The sequence below is a fragment of the Streptomyces sp. NPDC052107 genome (assembly GCF_040680215.1).
GTDB lineage: Bacteria > Actinomycetota > Actinomycetes > Streptomycetales > Streptomycetaceae > Streptomyces.
Map to the genome: position 1 here is coordinate 49,038 of NZ_JBFAWG010000036.1, position 20,858 is coordinate 69,895.

The 20,858-nt window shown below is 70.0% G+C and carries 14 protein-coding genes, 1 tRNA gene and 1 rRNA gene; 3 read left to right on the forward strand and 13 right to left on the reverse strand.

Translation table 11 applies throughout. The annotated features are described in order from the left end of the window. Window positions 1–49 precede the first annotated feature (49 nt). Both AB0M27_RS29710 and AB0M27_RS29715 read left to right on the forward strand, forming a co-directional pair. Window positions 50–895, forward strand: a complete 846-nt coding sequence (locus AB0M27_RS29710; RefSeq protein ID WP_365725982.1) for a DNA-formamidopyrimidine glycosylase family protein — start codon at window positions 50–52, stop codon at window positions 893–895. Window positions 896–1,034: 139 nt separating this feature from the next. Beyond that, window positions 1,035–1,799, forward strand: a complete 765-nt coding sequence (locus AB0M27_RS29715; protein ID WP_365725985.1) for an SDR family NAD(P)-dependent oxidoreductase — start codon at window positions 1,035–1,037, stop codon at window positions 1,797–1,799. On the opposite strand, the gene AB0M27_RS29720 is transcribed toward AB0M27_RS29715, so the two are convergent. The 10 genes from AB0M27_RS29720 to AB0M27_RS29765 form a co-directional block, all read right to left on the reverse strand. Then, a complete protein-coding gene (locus tag AB0M27_RS29720) occupies window positions 1,750–2,025 on the reverse strand; it encodes a hypothetical protein (RefSeq protein WP_365725988.1) in 276 nt (91 codons plus the stop codon). The genes AB0M27_RS29715 and AB0M27_RS29720 overlap by 50 nt on opposite strands. Before the next feature lie 147 nt (window positions 2,026–2,172). After that, entirely contained in the window at window positions 2,173–2,643 is a 471-nt protein-coding gene (locus AB0M27_RS29725; protein WP_365726010.1) for a DNA starvation/stationary phase protection protein, read from the reverse strand. Between the two features lie 195 nt (window positions 2,644–2,838). Beyond that, window positions 2,839–3,213 carry a helix-turn-helix transcriptional regulator gene (locus AB0M27_RS29730; RefSeq protein WP_365725990.1) on the reverse strand — a complete coding sequence of 125 codons (375 nt, stop codon included), beginning with the start codon at window positions 3,211–3,213 and terminating at the stop codon, window positions 2,839–2,841. A 109-nt stretch (window positions 3,214–3,322) separates the two neighbouring features. Continuing rightward, window positions 3,323–3,868, reverse strand: coding sequence for a CinA family protein (locus AB0M27_RS29735; RefSeq protein WP_365725992.1), 546 nt, complete (start codon window positions 3,866–3,868; stop codon window positions 3,323–3,325). Then, window positions 3,865–4,623: a CDP-diacylglycerol--glycerol-3-phosphate 3-phosphatidyltransferase gene (gene pgsA / locus AB0M27_RS29740; protein ID WP_365725994.1), complete on the reverse strand. Its 759-nt coding sequence runs from the start codon at window positions 4,621–4,623 to the stop codon at window positions 3,865–3,867. Before pgsA ends, AB0M27_RS29735 begins: the two co-directional genes overlap by 4 nt. Further along, on the reverse strand, window positions 4,620–6,092 hold the full coding sequence (gene rimO, locus AB0M27_RS29745; RefSeq protein WP_365725996.1) for a 30S ribosomal protein S12 methylthiotransferase RimO: 1,473 nt from the start codon (window positions 6,090–6,092) through the stop codon (window positions 4,620–4,622). The genes pgsA and rimO overlap by 4 nt, the downstream gene beginning before the upstream one ends. 95 nt (window positions 6,093–6,187) lie before the next feature. After that, window positions 6,188–7,033: a RodZ domain-containing protein gene (locus tag AB0M27_RS29750; RefSeq protein WP_365725998.1), complete on the reverse strand. Its 846-nt coding sequence runs from the start codon at window positions 7,031–7,033 to the stop codon at window positions 6,188–6,190. Window positions 7,034–7,312: 279 nt separating this feature from the next. After that, entirely contained in the window at window positions 7,313–10,042 is a 2,730-nt protein-coding gene (locus tag AB0M27_RS29755; RefSeq protein ID WP_365726001.1) for a DNA translocase FtsK, read from the reverse strand. A 124-nt stretch (window positions 10,043–10,166) separates the two neighbouring features. Further along, a complete protein-coding gene (locus AB0M27_RS29760; RefSeq protein ID WP_069778400.1) occupies window positions 10,167–10,847 on the reverse strand; it encodes a response regulator in 681 nt (226 codons plus the stop codon). Between the two features lie 299 nt (window positions 10,848–11,146). Beyond that, complete coding sequence (locus tag AB0M27_RS29765; RefSeq protein WP_365726002.1) at window positions 11,147–16,606, reverse strand: HAMP domain-containing protein; 5,460 nt, start codon at window positions 16,604–16,606, stop codon at window positions 11,147–11,149. Between the two features lie 409 nt (window positions 16,607–17,015). Here AB0M27_RS29765 and AB0M27_RS29770 point away from each other — a divergent pair, with 409 nt between their 5' ends. Beyond that, entirely contained in the window at window positions 17,016–19,775 is a 2,760-nt protein-coding gene (locus AB0M27_RS29770) for a SpoIIE family protein phosphatase (protein WP_365726004.1), read from the forward strand. Window positions 19,776–19,827: 52 nt separating this feature from the next. On the opposite strand, the gene AB0M27_RS29775 is transcribed toward AB0M27_RS29770, so the two are convergent. From AB0M27_RS29775 to rrf, 3 genes are all read right to left on the reverse strand, one after another. Continuing rightward, window positions 19,828–19,903, reverse strand: a tRNA-Thr gene (locus AB0M27_RS29775). 84 nt (window positions 19,904–19,987) lie between these two features. Then, window positions 19,988–20,650 (reverse strand): DegT/DnrJ/EryC1/StrS family aminotransferase, encoded by a 663-nt coding sequence (locus AB0M27_RS29780; RefSeq protein WP_365726012.1) that lies wholly within the window; start codon window positions 20,648–20,650, stop codon window positions 19,988–19,990. 116 nt (window positions 20,651–20,766) lie between these two features. Then, window positions 20,767–20,858: ribosomal RNA gene (gene rrf, locus AB0M27_RS29785) — 5S ribosomal RNA — on the reverse strand; the annotation flags it as partial.

Here is a 20,858-nt window from a genome sequence, read left to right on the forward strand (position 1 = left end):
CGCCCCGCCGGCGAACGCCCGCCTCACTCGACCGTGGCACCCTTGACGCATGCCCGAAGGTGACACGGTCTGGCAGGCCGCGAGGCGGCTGCACGAGGCCCTCGCGGGCAAGGCGCTGACCCGCAGCGACTTCCGGGTGCCGAAGTACGCGACGGTCGACCTCACGGGTCGTACGGTGCTCGGCACGCTCCCGCGCGGCAAACACCTGCTCACCCGGTTCGAGGGCGGCCTGACCCTCCACACGCATCTGCGGATGGAGGGCGCCTGGAAGGTGTACGGCACCGGCGAGCGCTGGCAGGGCGGTCCGGCGCACCAGATCCGGGCGATCCTGGGCACCGCCGACCGCACGGCCGTGGGCTACCGGCTCCAGGTCCTGGAGTTGCTGCGCACGGGCGAGGAGGAACGGGTCGTCGGCCACCTGGGCCCCGACCTGCTCGGCCCGGACTGGGACCCCGAGCGCGCCCTCGCCAACCTCCTCGCCGACCCCGCCCGCCCACTCGGCGAGGCCCTGCTCGACCAGCGCAACCTCGCCGGCATCGGCAACATCTACAAGAGCGAGCTGTGCTTCCTGCTGGGCGTCACCCCGTGGCTACCGATCCGCACGCTGCCGGCGGACCGCGCCGAGAAGCTGCCCGCGCTCGCCAAGAGACTCCTGGAGGCGAACCGCGACCGCCCGGTCCGCCAGACCACGGGCCTGCACCGGCACGACCTGTTCGTCTACGGCCGCGCACCCCGCCCCTGCCTGCGCTGCCACACCCCGGTCCGCGTGGCCGACCAGGGCGACGGCTCCCGGGAACGTCCCACCTACTGGTGCCCCACCTGCCAGGCGGGCCCCGCCCCGGCCCCCGGCTCACCCCAACACCGGCGAGACCGCCAGCCCCGCCGCACCACCTGACGCCCGCCCCGCACCCACACCTACGCTCCGCCGACGCCGAGATCGAGGCCGTCCCGCGCCTCTGGCCCGTTGCACGCACACCAAGCCAATCCCCGCACCCTAATTGACGGTCCGTCAGAAACTCTCTTACCGTCGCTACATGCCCCTCACGGCGTACGACCTCACCGGACGCACCGCATTCGTCACCGGAGCCGCCGGCGGTATCGGCCGGGCCTCCGCCGTGCTGCTCGCCGAGGCTGGGGCGACGGTGCACTGCGCCGACCGGGACGCGGACGGCCTGCAGGGCACAGCGGAGCTGATCGAGAAACGCGGCGGCACGGCCCGTACCCATGTCCTGGACGTCACCGACCGGGCCCGGCTCGCCGAGGCCGTCCAGTCCTGCGAGCGCCTGGACGTGATGGCGGCGATCGCCGGGATCATGCACAGCAGCGCCGTCCTGGAGACCCGCGACGAGGATCTCGACCGGGTGCTGAACGTCAACTTCAAGGGCGTGCTGTACGCCTGCCAGGAGGCTGCCCGCTCGATGCTGGCCCGTGACACGCGGGGCAGCATCGTCACCATGGCCTCCGGCGCGGTCGACACCGGCGGGCCCGGGCTGCTCTGCTACGGCGTGGCGAAGGCGGCCGTGGTCCAGCTGACAAAGACGCTGGCCACCGAGGTCGGCCGGCACGGTATCCGGGTCAACGCGGTCGCGCCGGGCTGGATCCGCACCCCGATGACCGACCGGCACGACCGTGAGGCGCAGGCGCACACCGAGGGCGTGATGGCGCGGATGGCGCCGCTGGGCCGGGTCGGTGAGCCGGACGACGTCGCTCACGCGGTGCTGTACCTGGCCTCGGACGCCTCGGCGTTCACTACGGGTCAGATACTTCGCCCGAACGGGGGCGTGGCGATGCCCTGGTAGCGTCCCCCGCCCGCCAGGCGGCCACCCAGCGCCCCTTCGGCACCGCGCCCGCGGCCTGCCCCTTGGGGACGCAGCGCACGGGCAGCAGGCTCAGCCCCCAGCCGCCGGCCGCGACGGCGCCTTCCAGCACGCCCGCGCCCTGCCCCAGGGTGATCCGCAGCACGGCCCACCACCACACGGCCGCGAGCCCCAGCCCGACCGTCCAGCGCACTATCCGCCCCACCATGGCCGTCACCACCTCCTGCGGGACGCTAGTGCGCGTCCCGCGCGGCGCGGGAGGCGCACATCGGGCTCATCGGTGCACAGGAACCAGTCCGTCCGGCGTCCGAGGACGGCAACCACCCGGCACAGGCGCCCACCCCGGCCATCACACCTACGCGTGCTCCGCCTGGAACATCCAGTGGTGCTTCTCCAGATCCGCCGTGATCCCGATGAAGATGTCCTGGGACACCGGATCCGGCTCCCCCGTCGCCGCCACCCGCTCCCGCATCCGGGTGATCACCGCACCGAGCGCGTCCACCATCGCCCCGACGGCGTCCCCGTCCTTGATCCAGCCCGCGGGAGTCGTGCCGATGCCGCTGCCGGAGGCCACCGTGGCGGCGCGTCCGTCCGGCGGTACACCCAGGGCCGAGGCCCGCTCGGCCACCGTGTCGGAGTGGGTGCGCGCGGAGGCGACGACCTCGTCGAGCTGGAGGTGGATGGAGCGGAAGCGGGGCCCGACGACGTTCCAGTGGATCTGCTTGGCGACCAGGGAGAGGTCCACCAAGTCGACGAGGGCACCCTGCAGCGCCTCGGCCACGGTCTTCAGGTCCGCGTCGGCCAACGGGCTCTTCACGACGTACATCCGTTTCCTCCGGTGCTTCGGTACCGTCACGTCCCTCCACCATGACCGCACCGACCGAGCCCGGCAAACGGGCACAAAAGTGACGCACATCGCACCTGGTGGCCGGCAAGACGAAAGCCCCGGCCACGCTTCTTGGGTTCATCCCGAGAAGCCCGGCCGGGGCTTCACACGTTCGCTAAGCCGCGCGGGCGTACGTCACGCGGCGACCACGTCCACCGCCTCGGCGGGCGCCTTGATGGTCACCCGTTCCGGTGGCACACCGGTCACCGAAACGGAACCCAGCCTCGGACGGACCGGCGTGGGCACGGGCTCGGTGGCCGCGGCGGACTGGGCCAGTTCGGCGAGCGCCAGCTCGTCGCTCACTTCTCGCATGAGTTCCGACATCCGTACGTCCAGCGCGTCGCAGATGGCGGAGAGCAGCTCGGAGGAAGCCTCCTTCTGCCCCCGCTCCACCTCGGAGAGATAGCCGAGTGAGACTCGGGCGGACGAGGAGACTTCGCGCAGAGTACGGCCCTGGCGTTGGCGCTGCCGACGCAGCACGTCACCCAGCAGGCGACGGAGCAGAATCATCGGTGGCTCCCTCCTCGGACCGCGTAGCCGCATCCTTCTCGCCCCACCGTACCGCCTCGCGCTGCGGCCGTGCGGGGAGCGATGTCGTGTTCACTCAGGGCTGCAAACATCAAAACCCCCCGTTCCGTTCCGTATCCTGTGCCCGCTCATTACCGGTCTGTTCGCCCGCAAGCTGCTCGAGGAGCACTGCGAGTACGCTCCGTACACTCTCCATACGAATTTCCGCACGGTTGCCGTTCAACCGCAGGGCTTCCACTTTTCCACCACCGGCGGAACCGGGGCGGTCGGTGAGCGGCCCGTCGACGGCCACGAAGACCGTCCCGACAGGCCGGCCGTCCTGCGGTTCGGGGCCGGCGACTCCGGTGGTCGCGATGCCCCAGTCGGCGCCCAAAACCTTCCGTACTCCGGCTGCCATCTGGCTCGCGACCTGCGGATCCACCGCTCCTCGCTGCGCCAGCAGGGTGGCGTCGACGCCCAGCAGCTCATGCTTCAGCTCGGTGGCGTAGGCGGTGACCGAACCCCGGAACACCTTGGACGCTCCGGGGACCGAGGTGATCTCCGCCGCCACCAGGCCACCGGTGAGCGACTCGGCGACGGCGAGGGTCTCGCCCCTCACGATCAGTAGTCGCACCAGTTCGGTGGCCGGCGAGCTCACGCTTCCTTCTCCTCCAACGCCGCCGCGCGCTCGGCGATTCCCTGCCTGCGCAGCACAATGGCTTGTCTCACGTAGTCGAGTCCGGTGACGACGGTGAGGACGACCGCCGCGGCCATCACCCAGAACCTCAGCGTGGCCAGCCATCCCGTCAGCGCCAGGACATACATCCCGACCGCCACCCCCTGGGTGAGGGTCTTGAGCTTGCCGCCGCGGCTGGCCGGGATCACGCCGTAGCGAATGACCAGAAAACGCAGCAGCGTGATGCCGAGTTCCCGGCCGAGGATGACGAGCGTCACCCACCACGGCAGATCGCCCAGGGCCGACAGACAGATCAGCGCCGCCCCCATGATCGCCTTGTCGGCGATGGGGTCGGCGATCTTCCCGAAATCGGTGACGAGGTTGTAGGTGCGCGCCAGATGCCCGTCGAACAGATCGGTGATCATGGCGATCGCGAAGGCCGCCCAGGCCAGCGCGCGCCAGGCCGGGTCGTAGCCGCCGTTCGCCAGCATCAGTGCCACGAAGCCGGGCACCAGGACCAGCCGGAGCATGGTCAGGAGATTGGCCACGTTCCAGACGCTCGCCTGGTTGACGGCCGCGGCCGCGATCTTCCCGCCGCGCGCGGGCCGGCCGCCGTTGTCGGGACCTGGAGCAGAACCGGAGACCTCGGACCGAGCGCCGTCGGCAGCGGCGGCGGAACCCCGGGCGCCGTGCGCGCCGGAGGAGCCACCCGCGGCGGATGCCGGGACTCCGGTCATCTGCCCGCCTCCTCACTGCACGCGAGCGACCCGGCCAGCGGCTCGGCCACCAGGTCGACACCTTCCGTACCGACCACCTTCGCCTCGACCATACGTCCGACGCCGAGGCCGGCGCCGCTCGTGAGCAGAACCTGGCCGTCGGTCTCGGGCGCCTGGTGCGCGGCACGGCCGAACACGCCCTCTTCCTCGTCGACGGACTCGACCAGGACGTGCACGGTTGCGCCGACGCGTTCCTCGGAGCGCTGCGAGACGAGTTCCTCGGCCAGCCTGGACACCCGGGCCAGGCGCTCGGCCACTACGTCCTCGTCGAGCTTGTTGTCGTACGTCGCCGCCTCCGTGCCCTCCTCGTCGGAGTAGCCGAAGACGCCGATGGCGTCCAGGCGGGCGCCGTTCAGGAAGCGCTCCAGCTCGGCCAGGTCCGCCTCGCTCTCGCCGGGGAAGCCGACGATGAAGTTGGAGCGCACACCGGCCTCGGGCGCCTTGGAGCGGATCGTGTCCAGCAGCTCCAGGAAGCGGTCGGTGTCACCGAAGCGGCGCATGGCGCGCAGCACGCCGGGCGCGGAGTGCTGGAAGGACAGGTCGAAGTACGGGGCGACCTTCGGGGTGGAGGTCAGCACGTCGATCAGGCCGGGACGCATCTCGGCCGGCTGCAGATAGCTCACCCGCACCCGCTCGATGCCGTCGACCTCGGCCAGCTCCGGCAGCAGGGACTCCAGCAGGCGGATGTCGCCCAGGTCCTTGCCGTAGGAGGTGTTGTTCTCGGAGACCAGCATGATCTCCTTCACGCCCTGTTCGGCCAGCCACCGTGTCTCGTTCAGCACGTCGCTGGGGCGGCGGGAGATGAATGAGCCGCGGAAGGACGGGATGGCGCAGAAGGAGCAACGCCGGTCGCAGCCGGAGGCCAGCTTCACCGAGGCGACCGGGGAGCCGTCGAGGCGGCGGCGCATGGGCGCGCGGGGGCCGGAGGCGGGCGCCACGCCCTCCGGCAGGTCGGCGGGGCCGTGCCCGGGCAGGGCGACGGACGCGGCGGACTCCTGGCGCTCGGCCGGGCTGATCGGGAGCAGCTTGCGGCGGTCGCGCGGGGTGTGGGAGGCGTGGACGCCGCCGGACAGGATGGTCTGCAGGCGATCGGAAATGTCGGCGTAGTCGTCGAAGCCGAGCACGCCGTCGGCCTCGGGCAGCGCCTCGGCCAGCTCCTTGCCGTACCGCTCGGCCATGCAGCCCACCGCCACGACGGCCTGGGTTCTCCCATGGTCCTTGAGGTCGTTGGCCTCGAGGAGGGCGTCGACGGAGTCCTTCTTCGCGGCCTCGACGAAGCCGCACGTGTTGACCACGGCGACGTCGGCGTCCGCGGCGTCCTCGACGAGCTGCCAGCCGTCCGCCTCCAAACGGCCTGCGAGCTCCTCCGAGTCCACCTCGTTACGGGCGCAGCCGAGAGTGACGAGTGCGACGGTACGGCGTTCAGGCATGGGCTCAAGACTACTTTGTCTCTCGGACAGCCCACGTCGACGGGGTTGGCCGATCTTGGCCAACCCCGTCACACACGCACTCCCCCAAGGGCCTCTCAGCCCGCCACCGGGTCGCCCTTCGTGTAGGTGAGGCGCTCCACCTGGCCCGGCTGGAAGTTGTCGTCGATCTTCTTGCCGTTGACGTACAGCTCGATCGCACCGGCGTCGCCGAGGATCAGGTTGATCTTGGAGCTGTCCTGGAAGGTCTTGGACTCGCCCTTGTTCAGCAGCCCGTCGAAGAGCATCTGGCCGTTGTGGTCCTTGGCCGAGATCCAGCTGCGTCCGTTGGGCGCGCTGACCTGGACGGTCACCTTGTCCTGGGGCGCGGCCGCGATGGCGCTGTCGGACGGCTCGGTGGTCGGTGTGGGGGGCTTGTCCTTCTTCGGCGTGGGCGAGGCGGACTTGCTCGGCGCCGGCGTGCCGCCGCCCCCGGCGACCTGCGACTTCGCATCGTTGCCCGAGTCGCCGCCCTTGACCGCGGTGAAGCCGACGAAGCCGATCACCACGACGATCGCGGCGACCATGGCGGCGGTCCAGTTCGGCCCGCGCCGCTCCGGCCGGATCCGTTCGGCCTCGAACAGGGGTGCTGCCGGGGTGGGTGCGGGACGGCCGCCGTGCTCGGCGTCGTACTGGGCGATCAGGGGTGCGGGATCGAGGTGGACGGCCTTCGCCAGCGTGCGGAGGTGTCCGCGGGCGTACACATCGCCGCCACAGGGGCCGAAGTCGTCCGCCTCGATGGCGTGGATGATGGCGACACGGACACGAGTGGCAGTACTGACGTCGTCCACGGTGAGCCCGGCCGCGATCCGCGCCTGCTGCAGGGCGCGGCCCACGGAGACACGGGCTTCCTGGGACTCGTCTTGGAACGGACGCTCGTCTTCAGGGGAGTTGCCGATGGACACGGGGGCGCCTTTCGAGCGTGTAGCCACCTGTGCTGGAAGCTCAGTCTAGGGGGGGTACGAAAGGGTGGGGCAACCGGGCGGTCTGACTTGTGCGCCATAGGAATGGCCGGACATTCCTATGATTCGACAGGTAGGCACCCCATGGTGGGACGCCCATCTGTCCTTTCGCTCAACTGGACGTACGACGAAGGGAAACGGTTGCTCGACGCTCTCTAACGGGTGGATCACGACGACGCCCGCCACCCGGCGTAACCGGCGTCCGCCGGACGGCCCTTCGCCCTACTCCTCAGACTCCCCGCGAATCATGGCGAGCACGCCGTCCAGCTCCTCAGGCTTCACAAGAACGTCACGCGCCTTGGATCCCTCGCTCGGCCCCACGATGTTGCGGGACTCCATGAGGTCCATGAGCCGCCCGGCCTTGGCGAAGCCGACGCGCAGCTTGCGCTGGAGCATGGAGGTCGACCCGAACTGGGTGGAGACGACCAGCTCGGCCGCCTGGCACAGCAGGTCCAGGTCGTCGCCGATGTCCTCGTCGATCTCCTTCTTCTGCTTGGTGCCGACCGTGACGTCCTCCCGGAAGACCGGCGCCATCTGGTCCTTGCAGTGCTGTACGACGGCCGCGACCTCGGCCTCGGTGACGAACGCGCCCTGCATACGGGTCGGCTTGTTCGCGCCCATCGGCAGGAACAGGCCGTCGCCCTTGCCGATCAGCTTCTCGGCGCCGGGCTGGTCGAGGATGACCCGGGAGTCGGCGAGCGAGGAGGTGGCGAAGGCGAGCCGGGAGGGCACGTTGGCCTTGATGAGACCGGTGACCACGTCGACCGACGGGCGCTGGGTGGCGAGCACCAGATGGATGCCGGCCGCGCGCGCGAGCTGGGTGATGCGCACGATCGCGTCCTCGACGTCGCGCGGGGCGACCATCATCAGGTCGGCCAGTTCGTCCACGATCACGAGCAGGTACGGGTACGGCTGCAGCTCGCGCTCGCTGCCCTCGGGCAGCTTGACCTTGCCGTCGCGGACGGCCTGGTTGAAGTCGTCGATGTGCCGGTAGCCGTACGCCGCCAGGTCGTCGTAGCGCAGGTCCATCTCGCGTACGACCCACTGCAGCGCCTCGGCGGCCCGCTTGGGGTTGGTGATGATCGGCGTGATCAGGTGCGGGACGCCCTCGTAGGCGGTCAGCTCCACGCGCTTGGGGTCGACCAGGATCATCCGGACGTCCTCCGGGGTCGCCCGCATCATGACCGAGGTGATCAGGCAGTTGATGCAGGACGACTTGCCGGAACCGGTCGCACCGGCGACCAGCATGTGCGGCATCTTCGCCAGCGAGTGCATCACGTACCCGCCCTCGACGTCCTTGCCGAAGGCGACGAGCATCGGGTCGTCGTCCTCGGCGGACTCCGCGAGACGCAGCACGTCGCCGAGGTTGACCATCTCCCGGTCGGTGTTCGGGATCTCGATGCCGACCGCGGACTTGCCGGGGATCGGGCTGATGATCCGCACGTCCGGGCTGGCGACGGCGTACGCGATGTTCTTGGTCAGCGCGGTGATCCGCTCGACCTTCACGGCGGGGCCGAGCTCGACCTCGTAGCGGGTGACCGTCGGGCCGCGGGTGAAGCCGGTGACGGCGGCGTCGACCTTGAACTCGGTGAAGACCTGGGTGAGCGAGGCGACGACCGCGTCGTTCGCGGCGCTGCGCGCCTTGCCGGGGCCGCCGCGCGTGAGCAGGTCCAGCGACGGCAGCGCGTAGGTGACGTCCCCGGAGAGCTGGAGCTGCTCCGCGCGCGGTGGCAGCTCGCGCGGCTCCTCGGGGGCCTTCTTGGTGAGGTCGGGGACGGTCTCGACCTTGAGCTTCTCCTGCTTGGGGCGCGCGGCCGGAAACGGCGTCGGGGCGGGCACGGGGGCCGGCGCCGGATTGGGCACCGGCGTGGTCTCCTCCCGGTCGCCCACGCTGACGCCCTGGGTGAGGTCCGCGACCAGCGGGGAGGGCGGCATGCCGTGCAGCACCGCTCCGTCGAGCGCCGCGGCGGCGGCCGCGGCGACGTCCACAGCGTCCATCCGGCGCTGTGGATCCGGCTGGGGCACCGCGGAGCGCCTGGGGCGGCCACGGCGCTGCGAGAGGGCCTCCTCCTCCGCGCCGTCGGGGTCGTACGCCCGGGGGGCGGACGAGCGCTTACGGGAGCGCGCGGGCAGCGCCTCGCGCCACTGCTCGTCGTAGCGCTCGTCGTCCTCGGTGAACTCCTCCGCCCCGTGGTCGTGCAGCACGCCCAGGCGTACGGCGAGCGCCCGCAGCCGCTGCGGGACGGCGTTGACCGGGGTGGCGGTCACCACGAGCAGCCCGAAGATCGTCAGCAGCACCAGCAGCGGTACGGCGAGCGCGTCGCTCATGGAGTACGTCAGCGGGGTGGCCGCCGCCCAGCCGATGAGTCCGCCGGCGTCTCTTATGGCCTGCATGCCGTCGCTGCGGGCGGGCGAACCGCATGCGATGTGGACCTGCCCGAGCACGCCGATGACGAGCGCGGACAGGCCGATCACGATCCGCCCGTTGGCCTCGGGCTGCTCCGGGTGCCGGATGAACCGTACGGCGATCACCGCGAGCAGTATCGGCACCAGCAGGTCGAGCCGGCCGAAGGCGCCGGTGACGAGGATCTCCACCAGATCGCCGACCGGGCCCTTCAGGTCGGCCCAGGTGCCGGCCGCGACGATCAGCGCGATGCCGAACAGCAGCAGCGCGATGCCGTCCTTGCGGTGGGCCGGATCGAGGTTCCTCGCGCCCTGCCCTATGCCGCGGAAGACGGCGCCGACGGCGTGCGCGAGGCCCAGCCAGAGGGCGCGCGCGAGCCGGTACACGCCCCCGGTGGGGCTGGGCGCCGGCTTCGGCGGCGCGGACTTCCTGGCCGGGGCCTTCTTGGCCGGGGCCTTCTTCGCTGCGGCCTTCTTCGCCGGAGCCTTCGCCGGAGCGGCCGCCTTCCTGGCGGGCTGCTTCTTGGCTGCGGAGGGACGTGAGGCCATGGGTGTGAGGTTACCGGGGGAGACGACAGCGGACACGTGTGCCCACAGCTTCACCCGTTCGTGTCGCCCTTGCGGGAGACCGGAACTGACGCACGCTCACCGGCAACCGCCGCCCGGGCACATGTCAGTTCTGCGCCGGCACCGACGAGCCGCCCGGGCCGGCGCCCGGCTCCAGGGCGTCGAGCGCGCGCCGCAACCCGGTGAGTTTGCGCTCCAGATGGGCCGCCGTGGCCACCGCGGCCGCGTCCGCCGAATCGTCGTCCAGCTGCTTGGACAGGGCCTCGGCCTGCTCCTCGACGGCCGCGAGCCGCGCGGACAGCTCGGCGAGCAGCCCGGCGGACTCCTTGCCGCCGACCGCGCCCTTGCCGCCGCCCTCCAACTGCAGCCGCAGCAGTGCCGCCTGCTCCCGCAGCTGGCAGTTCTTCATGTACAGCTCGACGAACACCGAGACCTTCGCGCGCAGCACCCACGGGTCGAAGGGCTTGGAGATGTAGTCGACCGCGCCCGCCGCATAACCCCGGAAGGTGTGGTGCGGGCCGTGGTTGATCGCCGTGAGGAAGATGATCGGGATGTCCCGGGTCCGCTCGCGCCGCTTGATGTGCGCGGCGGTCTCGAATCCGTCCATGCCCGGCATCTGGACGTCCAGCAGAATGACCGCGAAATCGTCCGTGAGCAGTGCCTTGAGCGCTTCCTCCCCGGACGATGCCCGCACCAGCGTCTGATCGAGCGCAGAGAGGATCGCCTCCAGCGCCAGCAGATTCTCCGGCCGGTCATCGACCAGGAGGATCTTGGCCTTCTGCACCATGGCCCGCCCTCCTCGCCCCGGCGGTACACCGGGCGCCGCCCCAGGGGACGACTCCCTTTCGCCGCCCGTCCTTGTGCCGGTCATCGTAGCCGCACCCCGCCCGTCGCCACACCCTGTCACCGCGATGTCACTGTGCACGTACCGGAAACGCGGCGGGGGCCGGGATGGTTCCCGGAATCCGGCATTCCCATCCGTTCGCAGGCCACCTTAAGCCGTACCTTCGCCCTCACCTCAAGTGGACAACTCCCGACCCACGCCAAGGGTTCCCCGGGTGTTCACATCCCGGAGCGCCGATCTCGTCACTTTCCACCCATCCACTGCTGCATCACGGCCAGCAGATGATCCGGGTCGACCGGCTTGGTCACGTAGTCGGAGGCACCGGACTCGATCGCCTTCTCCCGGTCGCCCTTCATCGCCTTCGCGGTCAGCGCGATGATCGGCAGCCCGGCGAACTGCGGCATCCTGCGGATCGCCGTGGTCGTCGCGTACCCGTCCATCTCCGGCATCATGATGTCCATCAGCACGACCGCCACGTCGTCGTGCTGCTCCAGCACCTCGATGCCCTCGCGGCCGTTCTCGGCGTACAGCACCGACAGACCGTGCTGCTCCAGGACGCTGGTCAGGGCGAACACGTTGCGGATGTCGTCGTCGACGATCAGCACCTTCTCGCCGCCGAACCGCACCCCGCGCGCGGACTGCGGCGCGCTCTCCTGCTCCGGCACCGCCGCCCACGGCTCGGACCGCTGCTCACCCTGCGGCAGACCCCGGCGCCGGCGCCGGAAGAGCGCCGCGGGTCCGTTCTGCGTCTCGCGGTACGACTTCACCTCGGCCGGGGTCTCGATCTCCACGGCGGACAGCTCCGAGGACCGCTCGGCCTCGGAGGCCAGCAGCTCGCCCGCCCCCAGCGGGGGCACGGACTGCTGGTAGCCCTGCGGCGGCAGTTCGCTCGGGTGCAGCGGCAGGTACAGCGTGAACGTCGAGCCGCGGCCCGGTTCGCTCTGCGCGTGGATCTCCCCGCCGAGCAGCTGCGCGATCTCCCGGGAGATCGACAGACCGAGGCCGGTGCCGCCGTACTTGCGGCTGGTGGTGCCGTCCGCCTGCTTGAACGCCTCGAAGATCACCCGCATCTTGCTGGCCGCGATGCCGATGCCGGTGTCCGTCACCGAGAACGCGATCAGTGGCCCGTCCGGATCGGCCAGCGAGCCGGTCTCCAGCAGCTGCTCCCGGATGCCCACGGGCACGTCTGCGCCGGCCGGCCTGATCACCAGCTCCACCGATCCGGAGTCGGTGAACTTCACCGCGTTCGACAGCAGGTTGCGCAGCACCTGCAGCAGCCGCTGCTCGTCGGTGTGCAGGGTCGCGGGCAGCTCCGGGGAGACCCGTACGGACAGGTCCAGGCCCTTCTCCGCGGTCAGCGGCCGGAAGGTGGCCTCCACGTAGTCCACGAGCTGCACGAGCGCGATACGCGTCGGCGAGACGTCCATCTTGCCCGCCTCGACCTTCGACAGGTCGAGGATGTCGTTGATCAGCTGCAGCAGGTCGGAGCCGGCGCCGTGGATGGTCTCGGCGAACTCCACCTGCTTCGGCGAGAGGTTGCCCTCGGCGTTGTCGGCGAGCAACTTGGCCAGAATCAGCAGCGAGTTGAGCGGCGTACGCAGCTCGTGCGACATGTTGGCGAGGAACTCGCTCTTGTAGCGCATCGACACCGCGAGCTGCTCGGCGCGCTCCTCCAGGACCTGCCGGGCCTCCTCGATCTCGGTGTTCTTCACCTCGATGTCGCGGTTCTGCCGGGCCAGCAGCTCGGCCTTCTCCTCCAGTTCGGCGTTGGAGGCCTGCAGCGCCTTCTGCCGGTTCTCCAACTCGGCCGAGCGCTCCCGCAGTTGCTCGGTCAGTTCCTGCGACTGCTTCAGCAGCTGCTCGGTCTTGGTGTTGACCGAGATGGTGTTGACGCTCGTCGCGATCATCTCGGCGATCTGGTTGAGGAAGTCCTTCTGGATCTGCGTGAACGGGGTGAAGGAGGCGAGCTCGATCACACCGAGCACATTGCCCTCGAACAGCACCGGCAGCACGATCACCTGCGACGGCGGGGCCTCGCCGAGACCGGAGGAGATCTTCAGATAGCCACTGGGCGCGTTCTCCACCAGGATCGCGCGCCTCTCCTGGGCTGCCGTGCCGACCAGCGCCTCACCGGGCCGGAACGACGTCGGCATGGAGCCCATCGAGTAGCCGTACGAGCCCAGCATCCGCAGCTCGTAGTTGTCCTCGCCGTCACCGACGTCCTTGCCCTCCATGAGCGGCATCGTCAGGAAGAACGCGCCGTGCTGCGCGGAGACGACCGGCGTCAGCTCGCTCATGATCAGCGAGGCCACGTCCTCCAGGTCCCGGCGGCCCTGCATGAGGCCGGAGATACGGGCCAGGTTGCCCTTGAGCCAGTCCTGCTCCTTGTTGGCGATCGTGGTGTCGCGCAGGTTGGCGATCATCTTGTTGATGTAGTCCTGCAGTTCCTGGATCTCGCCGGACGCGTCGACGTCGATCTTCAGGTTCAGGTCGCCGCGGGTCACCGCGGTCGCCACGCGCGCGATGGCACGCACCTGCCGGGTCAGGTTCCCGGCCATCTCGTTCACCGACTCGGTCAGGTCCCGCCAGGTTCCGTCGACGTCACGCACGCGTGCCTGGCCGCCGAGCTGTCCCTCCGTGCCCACCTCACGGGCCACGCGCGTGACCTCCTCGGCGAAGCTGGACAGCTGATCAACCATCGTGTTGATCGTCGTCTTCAGCTCAAGAATCTCGCCGCGCGCGTCAATGTCGATCTTCTTCGTCAGGTCACCCTTGGCGATCGCCGTGGTGACCATGGCGATGTTGCGCACCTGACCGGTCAGGTTGGACGCCATCTGGTTCACGGACTCGGTGAGGTCCTTCCAGGTGCCGGCCACACCCGGTACGTGCGCCTGGCCGCCCAGGATGCCGTCCGTACCCACCTCGCGGGCCACCTTGGTGACCTGGTCCGCGAACGAACTCAGCGTCTTGACCATGATGTTGATGGTGTCGGCGAGCTGGGCGACCTCACCGCGCGCCTCGATCGTCACCTGACGCGTCAGGTCGCCGTTGGCCACGGCCGAGGCGACCTGGGAGATGTTCCGCACCTGCATGGTCAGGTTGTTGGCCATCAGGTTGACGTTGTTGCTCAGGTCCTTCCAGATACCGGTGACACCCGGCACGTGCGCCTGACCGCCCAGGATGCCCTCGGTGCCCACCTCACGGGCCACCCGGGTCACCTGCTCGGCGAAGCTGGACAGCTGATCGACCATGGTGTTGACCGTCGTGACGAGCTCGAGGATCTCGCCCTTCGCGTCAACAGTGATCTTCTTCGACAGGTCGCCCTTGGCGACCGCGGTCGTGACCTCGGCGATGTTGCGCACCTGGATCGTCAGGTTGTTCGCCATGAAGTTCACGGACTGCGTGAGGTCCTTCCAGGTGCCGGACACACCCTGCACCTCGGCCTGACCGCCGAGGATGCCCTCCGTACCCACCTCACGGGCCACCCGGGTGACCTCCTGGGCGAACGACGACAGCTGGTCCACCATCGTGTTCAGGGTGTTCTTCAGCTCCAGGATCTCCCCGCGCGCGTCCACGGTGATCTTCTGGGAGAGGTCACCGCGCGCCACGGCCGTCGCGACCTGCGCGATGTTGCGGACCTGGGCCGTCAGGTTGCCCGCCATGCCGTTCACGGAGTCGGTCAGGTCCCGCCACACACCGGCCACACCCGGCACCTGCGCCTGACCGCCGAGGCGGCCCTCGGTACCCACGTCACGCGCCACCCGGGTCACCTGGTCGGCGAAGGCGGACAGCTGATCAACCATCGTGTTGATCGTGTTCTTCAGTTCGAGAATCTCGCCACGTGCGTCAACGTCGATCTTCTGCGACAGGTCACCGCGCGCCACGGCCGTCGTCACCTGGGCGATCTGCCGCACCTGCGAGGTCAGGTTGCCGGCCATGAAGTTGACGGAGTCCGTCAGCTCCTTCCACGTGCCCGACACGCCGTCCACCCGGGCCTGACCGCCCAGCCGGCCCTCCGTACCCACGTCCCGGGCCATCCGCGTGACCTGGTCGGCGAAGCTCGACAGCTGGTCCACCATCGTGTTCACGGTGTTCTTCAGCTTCAGCATCTCGCCCGAGACGTCCACGGTGACCTTCTGGGAGAGGTCGCCGTTGGCCACCGCCGTGGTCACCTGGGCGATGTTGCGCACCTGCCCGGTGAGGTTGCGGAACGCGGTGTTGACGGAGTCGGTCAGGTCCTTCCAGGCACCGGCAGCACCCGGCACCTGCGCCTGGCCGCCCAGCTCACCCTCGACACCGATCTCCCGCGCGACCCGCGTCACCTCGGCACCGAACGCCGACAGCTGGTCCACCATCCCATTGACGGTGTTCTTCAGCTCCAGCATCTCGCCGGCCACGTCGACCGTGACCTTCTGCGACAGGTCACCGTTGGCCACGGCCGTCGTCACCGTGGCGATGTCCCGCACCTGCGTGGTCAGGTTCCGGAAGACCGTGTTGACGGAGTCCGTCAGGTCCTTCCACGTGCCGGCGGCGCCCGGCACGTTCGCCTGCCCGCCGAGCCGGCCCTCCGCGCCGACCTCGTTCGCCACGCGGGTGACCTCGTCCGCGAAGATCCGCAGCGTCTCGGTCATCTGGTTGATCGTCTCGGCGAGCTGCGCGACCTCGCCGCGCGCCGGAACCGTCACCTTCTGCGACAGATCGCCACTGGCGACAGCGGTCGTGACCTGCGAGATGCCTCGCACCTGCGCGGTCAGGTTGCCCGCCATCGTGTTGACGGAGTCGGTGAGCTCCTTCCACACACCGGCCACACCCGGCACCTGCGCCTGACCGCCCAGGATGCCCTCGGTGCCCACCTCACGGGCGACCCGGGTCACCTCGACCGAGAAGGACGACAGCTGCTCCACCATCGTGTTGACGGTGTTCTTCAGCTCCAGCATCTCGCCGGCGACCTGCACGGTCACCTTGCGTGACAGGTCACCCCGCGCCACCGCCGTCGTCACCAGGGCGATGTCACGCACCTGGGCGGTCAGCTGCCGTGCCATGGTGTTGACGGACTCGGTCAGGTCCTTCCACGAACCAGACATACCGCGCACCCGGGCCTGACCGCCGAGCTTGCCCTCGGTGCCGACCTCGCTGGCCACGCGCGTGACCTCGTCCGTGAACGTGGACAGCTGGTCGACCAGGTTGTTGACGGTACGGCCGACCTTCAGGAACTCACCCCGCAGCGGATGCCCGGTGCCGCCGTCCAATGCCTGCGTCCGCAACTCCATCCGCGGCGACAGATCACCCTCGGCGACCGCCGTGAGCACCCGGCTGACCTCCGACACCGGCCACACGAGATCGTCGACCAGAGCGTTGGAGGCGTCGATCGCGGACGCCCAGGAGCCCTCGCAGGCCCCCGTCTCCAGCCGCTCCGTGAGTTTGCCCTCACGGCCCACCATGCGCCGCACCCGGGACAGCTCACCGGTCAGATGCAGGTTCCGGTCGGCCACCTCGTTGAAGACGGCCGCGATCTCCGACATCACACCGTCCCCGGAGACGGTGAGCCGCTTGCGGAAGTTCCCGTCACGCATCGAGACGAGAGCCGCCAGCAGCCGGTTCAGGGCAGCCGTGTCCACGGCGGTGGTCTCGCCGCGCTTGCCCAGGGACGGTCCGCCTTTCGCGCGCGTCTTCGTGCCACGCGTCGCCGCGCCAGACTCCACTGTGTCCCTCCCGGAGGGGTAGACCGTTACTGCTGTGCTCGGCCGCTTCGGCCCGGCGTGCCGGTCATCGGCATACCGGTTACTTCCGCGTACCGGTTACTCCTGCGTATTTCTGCCAGACGAGATCCGGCCACACCAGAGGCTGCTGCCCGCTGTACACGGAACACACGCAGGCTGACCCGACCTTCATCAGAAGCTTGCCCAGTGTTTCACCCCGGCTGAGCCAGGCCATAACAGTTCGGCAGCTTCGCACATCGTCCGCACACCATGGGGGGTAAACACCGGCGACCGGCACCCGCTCGGACCGTGAAGGTAAGTAACCTTGCATGCGGCTGTCCAGCCGCACCGGTCCGACCGGCTTGGGCGGTGGCACGAGAACGAGCGGGCATCGGAGGGGCGGCCGCAGACCATGACCACCGGAGTCATCCCCGGGGAACAGCCCCCGGAGCCACAGCCGACGGGCGAGCTGATGCCGCATCAGCGGCGCGAGCCCGACGGCCACGCAGCCCTGCACGTAGACAACGGGTCGAGGAGTTCTGTGATCACCGCGCGCGCGGCCGCCACGTTCGAGCCCGTGGGGCGATCGGTAGCGACTGCCCGGTCCTTCGTCCGCGACACCCTCCAGGGCTGGGGCTTCGCCGACATCGTCGACGACGCCGTGGTCCTCACCAGCGAGCTGGTGACCAACGCGGTCGTGCATGCGGGCACGCACGCGGACGTCCTGTGCCTGCGCGCCGAGGACGGTGTGCGCATCGAGGTCTCGGACCGCTACCCGGAGCGCGAGGTACCCCTCCAGAACTCCGCCGCCACCATGGGCAGCCCCGACCGCGAGGGCGGCCGCGGCCTGCAGCTGTGCGCGGCCCTGGCCACCCGCTGGGGCGTCGACTACTCGCCCACCCACAAGAACGTCTGGTTCCAGCTCAACCTCCCCGAACGCCCGGTCGGCACCCGCACCGCCGGCCCGTCCCTCCCGGCCGACCTGCTGCCGCTGGCCGACGGCCGGGTCCGCGTCGCGGTCCTCCAGGTCGACCGCAAGGGCTCGATCACCTCCTGGAACGAGGATGCCGAAGAACTGTTCGGCTATTCGTCCGCCGAGGTCATCGGCAGGCCCGTCACCGAACTGGCGGCCTGGCCGCACACCCCGGGCACCAGCACCGGCGTGGCCGAGGCCCTGCAGCTCTCCCGCTGGGAGGGCAGCTACGGCATCCGCGGCGCCGACGGCCGGGTGGCCCATGTCTACGCCTCCCACCTCAGAGTCCGCGACACCGGCGGCGAACCCTCCACCGTCTGCCTCCTGGTCCGCGACGACGAGCGTGCCGTGCTGCAGAGCCCGCCGCGCGTCCCGGCCGGCGACCAGGCCCCGACCTCCGACGGCCAGAGCACCGACCCCTTCGAGGTCTTCATCGGCTCCCCCGCCCCGGACGACCTCGACGGCCTCCTGCAGCGCACGGTGGAGCGCGCCCGCGACATGCTCGACGGCGACTCGGCTTTCCTGCTGCTGGCCACCGACGACGAGACCGAACTGGAGGTCCGTGCCTCCACGGGCCTGCCCTCCGCCCGCCAGCGCTTCGCGCGCGTGCCCGTGGAGGCCGGCCCCGGCCGCTACGGCTCCGCACGCATGCCGGCCGTGCACGACGACCTCACCGCCGTACCCGGCGCCGTACCGCTGCTGTCCGGCACCGGTATGCGCTCGGTCGTCACGGTCCCGCTGAAGGTCGAGGGCCGCCTCACCGGCTCCCTGGGCGTCGCGGCCGAGGCACCGGGCCGGTACTCCAACGAGGAGGCGCTGCGCCTGCAGTTCGCCGCCGACCGCATCGCCCTGGCCGTCGAGTCGGCCCGCCTGGGCGAGCTGGAGCGGCTGCGCCGCGGCTCCCTGAGCTTCCTGGTCGAGGCCTCCGACCTGCTGGCCGGCACCCTGGACCGCGACCAGACGCTGGCCCTGATGGCCCAGATGACAGTCCCCACGCTGGCCACCTGGTGCGCCGTCTATACGATTGCCGACCAGGCCTCCGAGCCGTATCTGTCGTACGTCCTGCACGAGGACGAAGACCTCATCGACGGCATCAAGTCGCTACTGTCGAAGATCCCGCCGCCGGACCCGGTACCGACCCCCGGCGCCCGCGTCTGGACCACCCCCGGCGAGGTCGCCCACCGGGCGGCCCTGCGCACCTCCATGCGCAGCCTCGGCCTGTCCGGCGGCCCCACGCGCCAGATCTCCTCGGGCATCGGCCCGACCCTCGCCACGGCCTCCGCGGTCGGCGGCGAGACGGTCGTCCTGCCCCTCGTGGCCCGCAACCGCGTCATCGGCATGCTGACCCTCGGCAAGCCCACCGACGAACACTTCCGCCAGGAAATCCTGGAACTGGCCGAGGACCTGTCCCGCCGGGCCGCGCTCGCCCTGGACAACGCCCGCCTGTACTCGGAGCGCACGGCCATCAGCCAGTCCCTCCAGCGCAGCCTGCTCCCGCCGGGCCTGCCGCAGATCGACGGCGTCGAGGTGGAGGTCATCTACCGCGCGGCCGGCGAGGGCAACGAGGTCGGCGGCGACTTCTACGACCTCTTCCCGATCGGCAACGGCGCCTACGGCTTCGCCATCGGCGACGTCTGCGGTACGGGCCCGAACGCTGCCGCGGTCACCGGCCTGGCCCGGCACGCCCTGCGCCTGCTGGCCCGCGAGGGCCTGTCCGGACCGGCGGTCCTGCAGCGCCTGAACTCCGCGATCCTCGACGAGGGCGACCGCAGCCGCTTCCTGACCCTGCTCTACGGCGAGATGCGCCCGCAGGAGGACGGCAGCGCCGAGCTGAAGGTGGTCTGCGCCGGCCATCCGCTCCCGCTGCGCCTGCGTCAGGACGGCACGGTGACGCCGGCCGCCGAACCGCAGCCGCTGCTGGGCGTGATCGAGGACCTGGAACTGCACGAGGAGACCGTCACCCTCGATCCCGGCGACGTGCTCCTGTGCGTCACGGACGGCGTCACCGAACGCCGCGAGGGCACGCGCATGCTGGGCGACGACGGTCTCGCCGACGTCCTCACGACGTGCACGGGCCTGACGGCGGGTGCGGTCGCCGCCCGCATCATGCGCGCGGTGGAACGGTTCGCGTCGGACGCCCCGTCGGACGACATGGCGATCCTGGCGATGCGTGTCCCGGGAATCCACAAGGAGGCCTGAGCCGGCATCAGAACGAAAAAGGCCTCACCCGGAAGGGTGAGGCCTTTTCTGCTGGAGCCCCCAAACGGAATCGAACCGTTGACCTTCTCCTTACCATGGAGACGCTCTGCCGACTGAGCTATAGGGGCTTGTCGTTGTCGAGGTTTCCCTCGCGGCGACGGAGAAACTGTACCCCGAGCAGGCCCGAGTTCCCAAATTCGTTCGGAACCCACTCAGTAGGCGGGCTGCAGCAGTCCCCCGAGCGCGTTGCACGCGGACACGATCCGCTGCATCTCCCGCTTGGTGAGCGCGGCGTCCACGGGCAGCGTCAGCGTCTCGTCGGCGGCCAGCTCGGTCTCCGGCAGGGACACGCACCGACGGAACTCCGGCAGCCGGTGCACGGGCGTCTTGACCGGCACCCGGCACTCAACTCCCTTGGCCCGCAAGGCCATCGCGAAGGCGTCCCGGTCCGGCCTGCCGTTCCCCGGCACCCGCACGACGTACTGCTGGTAGGTGTGCCCGTCCCCGCCGTCCGGCGTCCGTACGCCCTTGAGCTTGGCGTCAAGGTAGGCGGCCCGCTCCCTGCGCTGCGCTATCTCGTCGTACGGCGCCTCGGACTCGCCCTGCTCCAGCACCAGTACCTCGTGCCGCTGCCCGAGCGCGTGCAACCGCCGCACATCGGCCCACCGTCCGAACCGGTGTACGACAACGACCGCGGCCGTACGCGGAGTTACGGCCGCCTCGACAGCGCCGGGGTCGAGGCAGTAGGTCACCGGGTCTATGTCGGCGAACACCGGGAGCGCACCAGCCAGGGTCACGGCCTCGGCGACCTCGACGTTCCCGAAAGCAGGTACGACGACCTCGTCACCGACTCCGACGCCGGCGGCCCTGAGCATTGCAGCAGTTCCCATGTGCTGGATGCTGGGTGCGCAGGGTGAACGACACGTTAAGCGAAAGGTAAAAAGGTCGGACCCCGAACCGAAGTTCAGGATCCGACCTTTTTATAAGAATTGTTCGGCGGCGTCCTACTCTCCCACAGGGTCCCCCCTGCAGTACCATCGGCGCTGTGAGGCTTAGCTTCCGGGTTCGGAATGTAACCGGGCG